This is a genomic window from Cytobacillus stercorigallinarum (assembly GCF_014836495.1).
GTDB lineage: Bacteria > Bacillota > Bacilli > Bacillales > Cytobacillaceae > Cytobacillus > Cytobacillus stercorigallinarum.
Genome location: NZ_JACSQT010000008.1, coordinates 91,238 through 106,348 on the forward strand (window position 1 = coordinate 91,238; position 15,111 = coordinate 106,348).

A 15,111-nucleotide genomic window follows, 5' to 3' on the forward strand; every position below is an offset into this window, starting at 1 on the left:
GTTATTGTTCTTTTTTGAGGTTAGCTCATTTAGTTGTATCCTAGCCTCTTTTCTTTTACTTAGAATTTAGTTCATATGTCAAACAGAACTAAGGGAAATATACATTAATCGCCTTTTTTCTCTTTTATTTTTAAAAATTTCCCGGAAAATAAGTAGTCAAAGGAGATTGATGTCAAACAGTAATAGGAAGAAATTACAGCCGTTACTTATAAGTATGCGGGAGATGATAAAGATAAAGGAGTGTGTTTACACATGAAGAAGATCGTGACGTTATTATTGCTTATTTTCATTCTTTTTCCAAATGGTATAGTAGCTAGTGAAGATTCTTCTGTCGTATCCGATGCACTTTTAACATCTCTAGCACCTATACTTACTGAAAAAATTCATCAATATTATGGGTATGAAAAACAATACAATCTGTATGATACGGAGATAAAGAAACTTAAATGGAATCGAAAAGGGTATCATATGATTCTCAAACTTGAAATAACTACGTATGAAGAAGGGTACTTACCTCCGTACGGGCAAGATTCTCTTGTTTTAGATTTGACACCTCTAGGTCCAGAGGTCATCACTTATAAACATAAAGGAGACGAAGAAGAGAAAAAGGTTAATCACTTTTATCGAAAGGTGGCTAATGACATGGAACATAGTTTCAAAAAAAGGTGGCGCAGATATCATCAAACCCGTTTTAATCAGTTTCAATTTCTAGCAAGCAAAAATGGTTGGACTGATCGTCTCATACCAGTAATGCAAGTAGTGAAAGATATCAATAATGAAACAACATCAAAGTATAAAAATACCATTCAACCACTCATCTACTTCAATAAAGAGGAAATCTTAATTCTCTATAAAAATAAAAGTGGAATGAACGAAATGATTACTTTAAGACATTTTGGCAATGGGTGGAAGGTAGATAAAAGAGAACAAAAACAAGGAAAGAAAATGACAGAGCAAATATTATCTCATATGTGATAAAGGATTGTGTCTTAAAAACCCTGGTGCTAAAATTTAATTACTATTTAATAGGGCTGGGGGGGTACATATGCCAACACATCATTTTCATGATCAATACATATCTGCGGATAAAATAGTGGCTGTTGTTAAAGAGCTTGTAACTGATAATGCGTATCATAATATTACTTTAGAAGAAATTGCTATGAAAATGAGATGCCAAGTGAAGGCGCTAACGGTTCATTTTAATCATATGGATGCTTTATTATATCGGATCATTGAGGAGGACTTCAATGTTCTGACACAAATGATCGTCACCATTCAATATGGTGACGATAATAAAATAGATAAGCTTAATCAACTCTTAGTTTCTTTCATGGAATTTGGTATTAACCTTCATCACCGTTACGATCTATTATTTGCTTTTTATACGAGTAACGACAAGCATTCGATTACAGAAATAGCCCAAAAAACATACTATCGGTTTGAATATGCTGTTCTACAACTAAAAGAACAACAAACTGAGGAATCACTTGTTTATTCTGCTTTCATTGCCCTTCATGGTTTTATACAACACCATAAAGGTTATGTGAAAGACTTTGAAGAGATTCGATCCTATGCAGAGGCACATGCTTGGTTCGTTTTAAAGGGCTTATCATAATTACAAAAAGAAAGTATTATTGAAGTGCTAAGAGCAGGGAATTTTATGATTCCCTGCTCTTATTATTTTTATAGCGTGGTTAGGAGGAATGGGGGTGGACGGACGGAAATGTAAAGATGAATACAGTTCCTTCATTAATTTTACTTTGCACTTTTATTGTTCCTTTCATTGCTCTGGCGATACTAAAAACAACCATCATTCCTAACCCAGTCCCTTTTGCCCCTTTGGTGGAATAATAAGGCTCTCCTAGACGACGAATTTGGTCTTCAGTCATACCAAGCCCTGTATCTTGAACCTCGATTCTAATATGCGTAGAAGAATAATTAGAGCTTATATACAGTTGGCCACCTCTTGGCATCGATTCAATGGCGTTTTTAATAACATTTAAGAAGCATTGCTGAAACTTTTGTCTATCGCCTTCGATGTCACCTATGATAGAGAAATTGGTTGTTATTTCGACCGAATTTTGATTAGCTATCGGCCGTAGTATACTAATGACATGACCTAGTTCTTTCTTGACATTCATTGTTTCAATTTTATCTAATCCAGGTTTAGAAAAAGTAAGATAGTTCTGAATGACGCGTTCTGCTGATGCCAGTTCATGTTGGACGATTTCTAAGTATTCATTTCTTTTTGAAGGAGAAAGTGTTTGTTCTTTTAATAATTGTACAAATCCCGCAGCAGCTGTGAGTGGATTCCTAATTTCATGTGAAATTGCTGCCCCCATTTGCTCAACGGCTTCTAGTTTTTCCGCAATGATAAGCTTTTTCTGCATATCGATCGTTTTGAAGACAAATTCAATAATATAAACGGCCATTCCTACACCAAGAGCTGGAATGGTAAGAAGGGCAAACCATAAATCAAGTGAGTTTAATTGTGGTACATATAACTCATATAAAATGAGTGAAACGATACTAGAGATAAAAGTAATAAGAACAGCTAGCATAATTCTCTTATTAGCAGAAATCTGCTTAAATCTTGGGTATAAATATAAAAATAAGCATCCTAGCAAAAGATATTCAAACATAGTTACATAGAATCCTAAATTAATTCCATAAAAACATCTTACAGCAATAACGACAATTACGAGTAACGGACCGACACCAACATACAATCCACCTAATATTACAGGTATAATCCTTAAGTCCATCATTAATCCAGGTTCTGGTTCAAATGAAAAAATATAACAAATTCCGATCATCAGGGACAGAGTAATAGTTGCTGATGTTTTTGAAAAATGAAAACCAAGGTTCTTTTCAATCCATACGAGCAGAAAAAATAGGATGACAATTAACAGTGATAGATTAAGGAAAAAATGAGTGGTAATGACCATTTTTTCACATCCCTTTTAGTGTATAGGAAAATTTTATATGTTTTCCTTTCATCTGACAATAAAAATGCGGAAAATTAAGAAAAATATAATGGGTGATGCCTACTAATTTCAAAATACTCTAATGAATATGAATCAGATTCAAGCAATAAAATTTCCTTTCTTTTCTGCTGGCAATTCTTATTTTTCTATTATATGCTAAACAAAAAAAGAGAGCGGAGGGTTTGTGTGCATATAAATGAAGGGTTAGGACTTGTTCTCGACGTAGAGACAACGGGCTTGTCGCCAGTTAATGATGAGGTAATTGAAATCGCCTTGAAATTATTTTCGTTTGATCAACAGACAGGGGATATTCTTTCAATAAAAGATGAACGAAGCTATTTAAGAGAACCGGAATCGACTAGTGCATTAAGAAATTATAATCAAGCTTATAAAATTCACGGCATCCCTTTTGAAGATGTGGTGGGGAAAAGCTTTGATGATCGTGAAATAAAGAAGATGTTCGCGTATACGGATATTGTTCTTGCTCATAATGCATCATTTGATAGAAGCTTTCTCTATCAAATGTATCCTAATGATGTAAATGAACTGAAATGGTATTGTACGATGAGGGGAGTCCCGTGGAAAGAATATGGCTTTTATAACAGTAAATTATTGACCCTTTTAAAAGGCCATCGAATTACAAACTATCAAAATCATAGAGCAATGGATGATATTACATATTTACTAGAATTATTGAAAAACAAAAATCCAAATGGAGAATCGTATTTAAAGGATATACTCAAGAAAGGCCCGATGCGTAAGTATCAACCTAAAGTAAAAAAGTATATTTGATTCCCTCATAAATATTGGTAAATTATCGTATAAAAGGTGTTTTCACTGTAAATGAATGATAAGTGAAAGCACCTTTTTAGTAAAAGCTTATGTTTATTTGAACGTGTCATATGATAGGTTAATTATAACCTAAGTTCTATAACTGACATTTTTCTACTATTTTCTATCGTTACAAAATATAGAGTCTCTGATTGATCATCAGAGACTCATATACAGATATGAAACATTAAGCTACACTATTATTCCAATTAGATATATCTTCTTCCAATGGTATTTTGTTCGCTCTTGCTTTACGTGCTGCAATAAAGAATATTGTTATAAGAACGATCGCTCCAATAGCTCCGCCTATCCAAGAAGTAGTCATAGAGAGGCCAAATCCGATTTGAGCATTTAAGATATAAGTAATAACCATTACTAACATGAAGCTACCTGGTATTAATGCGATAAAGTAATTTTTCTTAGCAATATACAAATACATGGCGCCAACAAACAATGCGATTACAGCGGTTGATTGGTTCGCCCAGTTGAAATACCTCCATAACACATTGAAATCTATTTGTGTAAGTACCATGGAAATCGCAAATAATGGAGCAGCAATCCATAAACGACTAGAAAATTTAATTTGAGGGAATTTAATATAATCGGCAATAATCATTCTCGCACTTCTAAATGCTGTATCCCCGGAAGTAATAGGAAGTACAACTACTCCTAAAACAGCTAATGTACCACCAATAGCGCCAAGTAGGGTTGTAGATACTTCACTTACTACTGCGCCAGGACCACCGGCAGCAAGCATTTCATTTAAACCACCATAACCATTAAATAAGCTCATAGCAGCTGCGGCCCAAATCATGGCAATAATACCTTCTGCAATCATCATTCCATAGAAAATCTTTCTGCCTTGCGTCTCATTTTGAGTCGTTCTAGAGATAATTGGTGTTTGGGTAGCATGAAATCCAGATAGCGCCCCACATGAAATTGTAAAGAATAATAAAGGTAGCAAAGGAGCATTGTCAGGGTGAAAATTCTGAAAAGAAAGTTCAGGAATAGGTGCACCTGTGACTAAAAGACCGATACCAACACCTAATGCACTAATTACTAATAACGCACCAAAATAAGGATAAAGACGACCAATGATTTTATCAACAGGTAGGAGTGTTGCTAAAATATAGTAAAGAAAAATAAATCCGACAATAAGACCTAGTGCGACTTTTCCGTCCATTAATAGATGTAATAAACTAGCAGGAGTAGAAACAAAGACTGTACCTACTAATAATAGTAATAGAATGGCAAAAGCATTTACGACATGCTTCATAACTTTCCCTAAAAATTTACTCGCTAACTCAGGTAAGTGAGCCCCCCTGTTTCTTATAGAAATCATACCTGTTAAGTAATCATGCACAGCACCTGCAAAGATACAACCAATAACAATCCAAACAAACGCGACTGGGCCATATAACGCACCTAAAATCGGACCGAAAATTGGACCTGTACCAGCAATATTAAGTAATTGAATCAGTGAGTTTTTTTTTGTGCTCATAGGTAGGTAGTCAACATTATCTTTATGTGTGAATGCAGGTGTCGCTCTATTTCCTTTCACCCCAAAAACTTTCTCAACATACTTACCATATGTGAAATAACCAACAATTAATAAGATAATACAAGAAATAAATGTAATCATAGCATTGCCTCCTTTGTTAATGTATACGTTTTCATTTATTATAAATGACTATGATTCAAGGTTGAGTATTTTGAGCATAACATGTATAAATCCGTGAGTAAGAGGTCCTTATATTAAATTAAGATGCATTTTTTAGTGTAAATAGTCTGATAATTAATTGAGTGTCATGACCTATATTTCTAGTTTTGTTCTTAAATCCTTTACGTAATTTCTGCTGACAGAAAGTTTTTCATTCGATCCTTTTAGCTCTAACTGAAATGCACCATTGAACCAAGGAGAAAGTTTATTAATATATCTTAAATTAACAAAATAGCTTTTATGTATTCTACAGAAAGAATACGTAGATAGTCGATTTTCTAACTCTTTTAATGATGCTTTTGTCTCATAAGCATTATCTATAGTGATAATTCGTGAAAATTTATCTTCCTTATAAACATACATAATATCTTTAGGTTCAATGTAAATTATTTCTCCATTCTCTTCGATTGCCAGCTTACCAGCTAATTTACCTTGTTTGGGCAGATCTATTGGCTTTAAATATTTGATTATCCGGCTGACCGTCTCAGAAAGTTGTTCTTCATCATATGGTTTTAGTAAGTAATCGATCGCTTCATAGCGAAAAGCTTCTACAGCGAACTGAGGGTAAGCTGTTGCGAATATGATTTTAGGTGGATTTTTGAATTCCATTAAACTTTTAGCTGTTTGCATGCCATCCATTTTGGGCATTTCGATATCAAGAAAAACGATATCTGGCTGTAATTGAATCGATTGTATGATGGCACCTTCTCCTGAATCAGCTTCGCCAACAATTTGAATAGAATCAAATATTGATAACAAATGCTTTAATTCTTCCCGGCTGTATGGCTCGTCATCTACAACGAGCACTTTAATCTTTGTCTTCATTTTCTTCCTCCACAGGTATATTAAAGGTTATTTCCGTTCCATTGTTTTCTTCACTTTTGATGTGTAATCTGGCATTCTTGCCAAATGTCATAATTAATCTTCTATTTACATTGTATAATCCGAGACCAGTACCTGTTTTTGATGTGATTGGTTCTTCCCCAATATGCTTTAATCTATCATGCTTAATGCCCATACCATTGTCTTTAATCGAAATAGCAACTCGATTGTTCATTTGTTTAATTTGTACTTTAATCATACAATTTTTGTTCATTTGCTTAAATGCATGTATAATGGCATTTTCTACAATTGGCTGCAAGGTGAGCGGTGGAATCTTACTATCAAGAACTTCATTCTCAATATAATATTCGACTTGTATTCTGTTTTCAAATCTCGTTTGTTCTATCATTAAATAGGCTTTCATATGAAGAATATCTTGTTCCAATGTGATACGGTTTGCTGTCGTTGCATTTAAGTTTTGCCTTAGAAATTGGGACAAAGTAATAAGCAGTTTTCTTGCTTTATCGGCATCAATTCTTACAAGAGAGACAATGGTATTTAATGTGTTAAAAAGAAAATGGGGACTAATTTGTGCTTGCAAAGCCTTAATTTCTGCTTCTTTAGCCAATTGAAAAGCTTTATCTGCTTCGGCTATTTCTAGCTGATTACTTAGTAACACACTTAACCCTGAGATCAACTCAATTTCTAAATTAGTCACTTCCTTCTCCGAGGTAAAATATACTTTTAAAGTACCGATGATTTGTCCACGTTGCTTAAGTGGAGCAATAACAGCGGCACCAAGTGGACAATGGTCATTTTGACATTGTATTTCTTCATTACCTACAACAATTAATTTACCATTATTAATTACTTCTTTAGTAATTTCTGTTTGGATGGGGTGGTCTACTCGGTGATGATCATCACCTGAACCAACATGGGCAAGAATCACATGTTTATTTGTAATGGCCACTGCATTAGCATGGATTTCCCTTAATAATATGGTACAGACTGCCTTAGTGGAGACTTGTGTCATTCCCTTTCTAAGATGTGATAAAGTTTGATCAGCGATTCGTAATGACTTTTGTGCTTGTAGTGCTCCTGCCTTTTCTTCTTCATTCACTACATTTTTAATGATAAGGAGGAACAAAGCTGATCCTACACCGTTTGCAATAATCATTGGCACACCGATTACTTCAACTAAAGAGACAGCTTTTTCGAACGGTCTCGACAGAAGGAGAATAAGAAGCATTTGAACGGCTTCTGCAGTAGCTCCTATAAAAAAGGCAGAAGATAGCTTTACATGGTCTTTCTTCTTATGAAAGTAGCCTGCAATTAGTCCGGACATGATGGTTGCTAACCCACATGAGAAGGCAGTAAAGCCACCTAGTGTAAAACGATGGATTCCTGCAATTAGTCCAGCTCCTAAACCTACTTTATAGCCCCCGAACAGTCCAGCTAAAACGACACCTATTACGCGTGAGTTAGCAATGGCTTCTTCACTGGTTAAATTAGATGCCCATCTGTTTATATTTAATGTTTCAGCATTTAAAGATAAACCTGTATATGTCCCGATTATTCCGAAAAAACCAAAAAATAAAATTGCTTTTAATTGAAGATCTTTTTTTACATTTTCCTTATAAATCATATCTCGAAAAAATTGGAACCGTGTTAGAATAAAGGCTATGGTAACAATAATACCAAGCCTCTCTAACATAGTAATGAACAATTCAAACATAAAAAAGCTCCTTCATTATATATATTTCTATCATACATTAAAAGGCTAAAATATCTAAGTATCATAAAAATTTTCAAAAAATTCCCGCTTTTACCTTTGCAATCTTTTCCACTTTCTGCTATTATGAAAGAAATTATTTTTGTTCGGAATGTAAGAAAGATGCGAGTGTATATACGTTTGCTTCATGTATGTTCCACAAGAATAGTCATAATTTATGTGTTATACATAAGGAGGATTTATTCATGGCAGAAGGAAAAGTGAAATGGTTTAATGCAGAAAAAGGTTTTGGTTTCATTGAAACACAAGAAGGACAAGATGTATTCGTACATTATTCAGCTATCCAAACTGAAGGTTTCAAGACGCTTGATGAAGGACAAAGCGTAACATTTGAAGTAGAAGAAGGTCAACGTGGACCACAAGCTTCTAATGTAGTTAAACTATAATATAGTTGAAATACAAGCCTGATGAAGGGCTTGTATTTTTTTTGCCGAAACAAGGTACTGTTTTCTAAAAAGTAGTATAATTACAAACTTACTGGAATCCTTTTTTTCTTTATGATAAATAGACTATAATATAAATAGAGACTAAATAAAGGTAGGAATCGTTATGATTGTAAAAACTGAAGAAGATTTAGCGGGTTTAAAGGAAATCGGGAAAATTGTTGCTTTAATTAGGGATGAAATGATTGCTCAAACAAAGCCTGGCGTCACAACAAAAGAATTGGATGATATAGCTGGGAAAATGTTTGAAGAGCATGGAGCATTATCTGGTCCAAAGGGTGAGTATGACTTCCCAGGATATACTTGTATTAGTGTAAATGAGGAAGTAGCACACGGTATCCCTGGAAATAGAGTGATTCAAGATGGAGATTTAGTTAATATTGATGTATCTGGATCAAAGAATGGTTATTTCGCTGATACAGGTTTATCAATCGTTGTAGGTAATGGGAATGAGAAACTACAGACTTTATGTGAAACTGCACAAAAAGCTTTCGATGAGGGACTAAAAAAAATAAAACCAGGTGCGAAACTGAATCGAATCGGGAAATCTGTCTATCAAACAGCAAAAAATAATGGTTTTAATGTGATTATGAATTTAACTGGCCATGGAATTGGTCGTTCTTTACATGAAAAGCCAGATCATATTCTTAATTATTATGATAACTGGGATAATCAATTATTGCGAGAAGGGATGGTTATTGCTTTCGAACCCTTTATCTCCACTGGAGATGAAGAAGTTCGTGAACAAAGTGATGGCTGGACTTTCATTACACCTAATAAAAGTTTTGTTGCTCAATGTGAACATACAGTTATTGTGTCTAAAGAAGGCCCAATGATTATTACGAAGTAAATGAAATGAAGAGCGGTAGCGATATCTAATCGTGTCGTTCTTTTTTTTTATGTAGGAAAGTATCTTTCATTCATGTGGTTATGCTGAACAGACAAACAGGAAAGGATGTTAATCTCCCGTGTGATGAAGATGCCTGAATGTGAAATACAATTCTCTTAAGGTTTATTACTTTTCACAACAATAGATTACCCTTATGATAGATATAAAAAAGGGAGTGTGGGAACGTATGAAGGCAGTGATACATAAAGGTGAAGCAGGAATAAATGGAACGGATTATCAGGAAGTAAATGATTTTCCTGTTGGTGATAAAGAAGTAAAAGTTCAATTAAAGGCGGCAGGATTAAACCATAGAGATTTATTTATTCTCCATCGACATCAATCAACTGACCCAGCACTTGTATTAGGTTCTGATGGTGCAGGTATTGTGGTGGAAATTGGTGCAGAGGTGACAAATATTAAAGTCGGAGATGAGGTCGTTATTAATCCAGGATTAGGCTGGGAAAAAAACAGTGACGCCCCCCCAGAGGGATTTGAGATTGTTGGCTTTCCGTATCACGGTACTTTTGCCGATCATATTGTTATTCCTGCCATTAATGCCTTCCCTAAACCTCCACATATGTCATGGGAAGAGGCAGGGGTGTTTTCGTTAGCAGGTTTAACTGCTTATCGTGCCTTATTTACAAGAGGGCAAGTAAAGCCAGGAATGAAAGTATTTATTCCTGGTATTGGCGGGGGAGTGGCTACTTCTCTTTTACAATTTGCCGTAGCCGCTGGTGCGGAAGCATACGTGAGTTCTCGCTCGGAAGAAAAGAGAGAAAAAGCTTTATCATTAGGTGCGAAAGAAGCTCTTGATAGTGGGGCAGATTGGCAAGCACAAATTGGTGGCAAAATGGACCTAGTAATCGAATCAGTCGGAGCTGCAACATTCAACCAATCCCTAGCCGTTCTTCGTAAAGGAGGCACACTCGTGATTTTCGGTTCATCCACAGGAGATGAAGTGACTGTAAATCTTCGTCAATTCTTTTACGCACAACAAAATATTCTTGGTAGCACAATGGGAAGTGCAGAAGAATACAAACAAATGCTTACATTTATAAACGATCATCAAATCAAGCCGGTAATGGATCAAGTTTATCAGTTAGCAGATTATCAAAAAGCATTTGCAAGATTAGAACAAGCAAAACAGCTAGGAAAAATCGTCTTTCAAATAGGGAAATGAGTAATGAGAGTGAACGAAGAAATTAAAAACTTTGTTCACTCTTTCTTTTATCATCATAAGAAATCGCGGCGGAAAGAAATAAATGGCACTCAAAAACACTTTTTCCTTCAAATTCACGGGAGGAAGGGTGTGATATTACACTTTTATACCTTTCTAGAGACCTAAATTTACTTTTAATTCCGAGTAATAAAAAGGGTTATTATCATGAATATTGATTTAATGGAAAAAAATACCTGATTTATTTTTGAAAAAAATGTCTGAAGGCCTGCTACTTGGAAAGAAATATGTCAAATTTACTGTTTTTTACAAATAAATAAATGCTGAATTTTACACATTGTTGCCGTCTGAATATTTGAAATATAATATCCCTTAAGTAAGACATTAAAATTTGGGGAGGAACTAGTAAATGACGAAGAAGAAAACAGTAGCAGCTGCACTACTTAGTCTTACATTAGGGATGTCCGTCTTTGCATCAGGTATTTCTGCACAAGTTTCAGATGAGGCAAAGGGAAGTGAAACATATCGCGTATTGATACAAGCCCCTAGCAATTCTGTTAATGCATTAGAAACAAAGTATGAAAAACGATGGGACTTTGGTAAAGAAGGTTTCACTGCAGATGTGAATGCTAAGGAGTTACAGACATTACAAGCGACAAAAAATGTCGAAGTACAAAAGGTAAATGAAATGAGCATAGCAACGGTAACAGGAGAAGTGTCGAAAGCAGAAGTAACAGCTGTGCCAAGTTCACAAACACCATGGGGAATTAAATCAATCTATAATAATCAATCTTTAACTGAAACATCAGGCGGTAATGGCATTAAAGTTGCTGTGCTTGATACAGGAGTTTATACCAATCATATTGACTTAGCAGGATCAGCAGAACAGTGTAAAGACTTTACACAATCCAGTCCACTTGTAAATGGCTCTTGTACGGATCGCCAAGGTCATGGTACACATGTGGCAGGAACTGTTTTAGCACATGGTGGTAGTGATGGGCAAGGTGTTTACGGTGTAGCTCCTGATGCGAAACTTTGGGCATACAAGGTGTTAGGTGACAACGGTTCTGGTTATTCAGATGATATTGCTGCAGCAATTAGACATGTAGCAGATCAAGCAACTAGCACAGGTTCCAAAGTAGTTATTAATATGTCTCTTGGTTCTTCTGGTAAAGATTCACTTATCTCGAGTGCAGTAGACTATGCATACAATAAAGGTGTATTAGTTGTTGCGGCGGCAGGAAATAGTGGTTCAGGTAGTAATACAATTGGTTACCCAGGAGCATTGGTTAATGCAGTTGCAGTTGCAGCTTTAGAGAATGTACAACAAAATGGGACTTATCGCGTAGCGAATTTCTCATCAAGAGGTAACCCAGCTACTGATGGTGATTATGTCATTCAAGAGCGTGATATTGAAGTATCTGCTCCAGGTGCAGCAGTAGAATCTACTTGGTATAATGGCGGTTATAACACAATTAGTGGTACATCTATGGCTACACCACATGTAGCTGGTTTAGCAGCAAAAATTTGGGCTGCGAATCCTTCATGGAGTAAATCTACTTTAAGAACAGAATTACAAAATCGTGCCAAAGTTTATGATATTAAAGGTGGAATTGGTGCCTCAACAGGTGACGACTATGCATCAGGATTTGGTTACCCTAGAGTAAGATAATTAAAAAAGAGGTTGCTATATTCAGGTAGCAACCTCTTTTGTTTATGATGACGTGCTAGAATTCTTTAAATATCTAGGGTTTTTCATAACTGAAAAGAGAAGGATAAACCCGCTTGCAATTAGTAATAGACTTGTAGTTATAAAAACGGCAGTAAATCCAAAGGCCCCAGCAACCATTCCTCCCATAACAGGTCCGATCACATTTCCTAAAAATCTTAAACTGGTATTATATCCTAACACTTCTCCTTGCATGGCTATAGGTGCAGCCTGTCTAATATAGGCAATGCGCACAGGGATAATTCCTCCAATGGTTACTCCTAGAGCAAACCGAATAATAATAAGCTGCCACATCTCAGTGACAAATCCGCCTGGAAGATAGACGATACCAGCTAAAAACAATAAGGCCATTAATATTTTTATATAACCATAGTTGTCTCCTAGCTTTCCCCATGTTTTTGACATCATCAAGTTGCCTACACCAGCTGCGGAAAAAGCGATACCTGCATAAAGAGCTAAATTTTCTGGGCCATGTATTTCGCTGACATAAAGGGACAGAATCGGTTGAATACTAAAATGAGCCACTTGAATCAACATCGATAAGATTAAAACAGTTACAAGAACAGGGTTTGTAAGTATATGTTTTAATACTTCTTTACTCGTATAATTCTGCTTCTCTGACTTCTTCACTTCATTAATTTGAAATTCTTTCGTGAAGATAACGAGAATCGCAGAGATAAAAATGGCTAATGATGTCCAATTGAAAGTAGAAGAAAAACCGACTATGTCAGCTAGAGCCCCACCGATTAAAGGTCCCATAAGTGAGCCTGTGATACTACCTGTTTGTAAGGTGCCAAGCACTTGTCCTGCCATTCTTTTTGGTGTTTGTGTAGAAATAAAAGCTTGTGAAAGGGGAATAAAACCTGTGAAGATACCCATAAATAGTCTTAAATAAAACAAATGCCATACGCTTGTCGCAAAACCTAATAGGAAAATACAAAGGGCCATTCCTGAAGCCGAAATGATTAACACCTTTTTCTTTCCATACAAATCACCAATTCTCCCCCAAATTGGAGCTACAATAAAGGCAGTAACGAATGTAATGGCAAAAATCCACCCCGACCATCTTTGAATATAGGCGTCAGAAAACTGACCAAATGATTCAATATATAATGATATAAATGGCAAGACCATCGTCATACTAGCTGAAACAAAGAAGTTGGCAAACCACATAATTTTAATATTTGTCTTTACTTGTGGATGGATCATGAACGAACACTTCTTTCTCATTTAAACATTTCGTAACACTAAATTTATCATAAACGAACTTAACCAAAATAAAAAGGAAAAGGTTTTTAACTCGACTTACCGAGGATGTTTTTACATGAGCCATTGTTATTTGGACAGGATACCTTTATATTATGTATTATAAACGTATTTCATCTGCGTGAAGTCGTTTAAACTGTTTATTGTTAAATAAAGGAGTTATATCATCTATGGAAGTTATTGGCGAACTAAAGCCGTTTATTAAAAAAGTATGGGAACAATCGCAATTTAAACAACCAACAAATATACAGCAAGAGGCGATTCCTAAAGTATTAGAGGGAAAAGATCTTATTGCTCAATCCCCAACAGGTACAGGAAAAACGTTAGCGTATTTATTACCTGTTTTAGAAAAAATTCAACCAGACAGCAAAGAGGTACAGGTAGTTATTCTCGCCTCATCACAAGAGTTAATTATGCAAATCTTAAGTGAGGCACAAAAGTGGGGAAAAGAAAGTAATATCCGAAGTGCTTCATTTATCGGTGGTGCGAATGTAAAGCGTCAGCTAGAAAAATTAAAACAACGCCCACATATCGTTTTAGGAACCCCAGGCAGAATTCTTGAATTAATTAAGCAAAAGAAATTGAAAATGCATGCGGTAAAAACAGTTGTCCTTGATGAAGGAGATCAACTTCTCATTCCCGAACATCTTGAGCATGTAAAAAATATAATAAAAGCTACTTTAAAGGAAAGGCAAGTGGTGCTGTTTTCTGCTACTTTACCTAAAACAATAGAAGTGGAAGCTAAAAGTTGGATGAAATCACCAGAGGTTATCACTATTGAAAAAGATGAGACGATCACTGCGGGTGATGTGAAGCATCTTTATTTTAAGGTGGAACAACGGGAAAAAGTTAAATTATTGGAAAAGCTTTCTCGAATAGATGATTTGAAGGCGCTTGTATTTGTTAAGGATATCCCCAATATCATGATTATGAAAGAAAAGCTAGAGTATAACCATATTAACGTAAATGTACTCCACAGTGATTTAAATAAATTTGAAAGATCTAAAAATTTAAATGGCTTTAGGAAAAAGGATGCGCGCTTACTTTTATCAACAGATGTAGCAGCGAGAGGGTTAGATATTAAGGGAATTACTCATGTCATCCACTTTGACTTACCGCGTGAGAAAACGCAGTATATCCATCGCTCAGGGAGAACAGGTCGTTTTGGTGCAGATGGAACAGTGGTATCACTTGTTACGATAAATGAAGAAAGAGATTTAAAACGTTTTGCTAAAGATTTAAATCTTCAATTAGAAGAGAAAATAATGCATGGTGGAAAAATCGTCAATCCAGAACGCCAGTCAAACGAAAAAAGACGCTAAGGTTGTCATAGTGTCAAAGGCTACAATAAGAAATGATAAGAAATCCCGCAAGTTTGTGAAGTAACATGGTTATTTCATTAGGCCACTCGGGTAAAATGAGTTCGGTATTGTACCGGACTCATTTTATATTTCG

Annotated in this window: 13 protein-coding genes; 8 read left to right on the forward strand and 5 right to left on the reverse strand. The window is 35.4% G+C overall.

Annotation, left to right across the window (positions count from 1 at the left end; translation table 11 throughout):
• Nucleotides 1-252 precede the first annotated feature (252 nt).
• Together H9655_RS15735 and H9655_RS15740 are read left to right on the forward strand one after the other, a co-directional pair.
• Nucleotides 253-975, forward strand: coding sequence for a DUF3888 domain-containing protein (locus H9655_RS15735; protein ID WP_191815741.1), 723 nt, complete (start codon nucleotides 253-255; stop codon nucleotides 973-975).
• 70 nt (nucleotides 976-1,045) lie between these two features.
• Nucleotides 1,046-1,615, forward strand: coding sequence for a TetR/AcrR family transcriptional regulator (locus H9655_RS15740; protein WP_191815743.1), 570 nt, complete (start codon nucleotides 1,046-1,048; stop codon nucleotides 1,613-1,615).
• A 79-nt stretch (nucleotides 1,616-1,694) separates the two neighbouring features.
• Here H9655_RS15740 and H9655_RS15745 read toward each other — a convergent pair whose 3' ends face one another.
• The gene (locus tag H9655_RS15745; protein WP_191815745.1) at nucleotides 1,695-2,948 is read right to left on the reverse strand and encodes a sensor histidine kinase; all 1,254 of its coding nucleotides are present in this window, start codon (nucleotides 2,946-2,948) and stop codon (nucleotides 1,695-1,697) included.
• Between the two features lie 225 nt (nucleotides 2,949-3,173).
• On the opposite strand from H9655_RS15745, the gene H9655_RS15750 reads away from it, so the two are divergent.
• Nucleotides 3,174-3,779 (forward strand): exonuclease domain-containing protein, encoded by a 606-nt coding sequence (locus tag H9655_RS15750; RefSeq protein WP_191815748.1) that lies wholly within the window; start codon nucleotides 3,174-3,176, stop codon nucleotides 3,777-3,779.
• Between the two features lie 226 nt (nucleotides 3,780-4,005).
• On the opposite strand, the gene H9655_RS15755 is transcribed toward H9655_RS15750, so the two are convergent.
• The 3 genes from H9655_RS15755 to H9655_RS15765 form a co-directional block, all read right to left on the reverse strand.
• Complete coding sequence (locus H9655_RS15755) at nucleotides 4,006-5,460, reverse strand: carbon starvation CstA family protein (RefSeq protein ID WP_191815750.1); 1,455 nt, start codon at nucleotides 5,458-5,460, stop codon at nucleotides 4,006-4,008.
• Between the two features lie 171 nt (nucleotides 5,461-5,631).
• Complete coding sequence (locus H9655_RS15760; RefSeq protein WP_191815753.1) at nucleotides 5,632-6,363, reverse strand: LytR/AlgR family response regulator transcription factor; 732 nt, start codon at nucleotides 6,361-6,363, stop codon at nucleotides 5,632-5,634.
• Complete coding sequence (locus H9655_RS15765; RefSeq protein ID WP_191815755.1) at nucleotides 6,347-8,095, reverse strand: sensor histidine kinase; 1,749 nt, start codon at nucleotides 8,093-8,095, stop codon at nucleotides 6,347-6,349. The genes H9655_RS15760 and H9655_RS15765 overlap by 17 nt, the downstream gene beginning before the upstream one ends.
• 242 nt (nucleotides 8,096-8,337) lie before the next feature.
• On the opposite strand from H9655_RS15765, the gene H9655_RS15770 reads away from it, so the two are divergent.
• From H9655_RS15770 to H9655_RS15785, 4 genes are all read left to right on the forward strand, one after another.
• Entirely contained in the window at nucleotides 8,338-8,538 is a 201-nt protein-coding gene (locus tag H9655_RS15770) for a cold-shock protein (protein ID WP_095370123.1), read from the forward strand.
• 163 nt (nucleotides 8,539-8,701) lie between these two features.
• A complete protein-coding gene (map, locus tag H9655_RS15775) occupies nucleotides 8,702-9,445 on the forward strand; it encodes a type I methionyl aminopeptidase (protein ID WP_191815757.1) in 744 nt (247 codons plus the stop codon).
• 226 nt (nucleotides 9,446-9,671) lie between these two features.
• Nucleotides 9,672-10,664, forward strand: a complete 993-nt coding sequence (locus H9655_RS15780; protein WP_191815759.1) for a zinc-binding dehydrogenase — start codon at nucleotides 9,672-9,674, stop codon at nucleotides 10,662-10,664.
• Nucleotides 10,665-11,070: 406 nt separating this feature from the next.
• The gene (locus H9655_RS15785; RefSeq protein ID WP_191815761.1) at nucleotides 11,071-12,333 is read left to right on the forward strand and encodes a S8 family peptidase; all 1,263 of its coding nucleotides are present in this window, start codon (nucleotides 11,071-11,073) and stop codon (nucleotides 12,331-12,333) included.
• Between the two features lie 42 nt (nucleotides 12,334-12,375).
• Here H9655_RS15785 and H9655_RS15790 read toward each other — a convergent pair whose 3' ends face one another.
• Nucleotides 12,376-13,620, reverse strand: a complete 1,245-nt coding sequence (locus H9655_RS15790) for an MFS transporter (RefSeq protein ID WP_191815763.1) — start codon at nucleotides 13,618-13,620, stop codon at nucleotides 12,376-12,378.
• Nucleotides 13,621-13,826: 206 nt separating this feature from the next.
• On the opposite strand from H9655_RS15790, the gene H9655_RS15795 reads away from it, so the two are divergent.
• Entirely contained in the window at nucleotides 13,827-14,978 is a 1,152-nt protein-coding gene (locus H9655_RS15795; RefSeq protein WP_191815765.1) for a DEAD/DEAH box helicase, read from the forward strand.
• The last annotated feature ends 133 nt before the right edge of the window (nucleotides 14,979-15,111 follow it).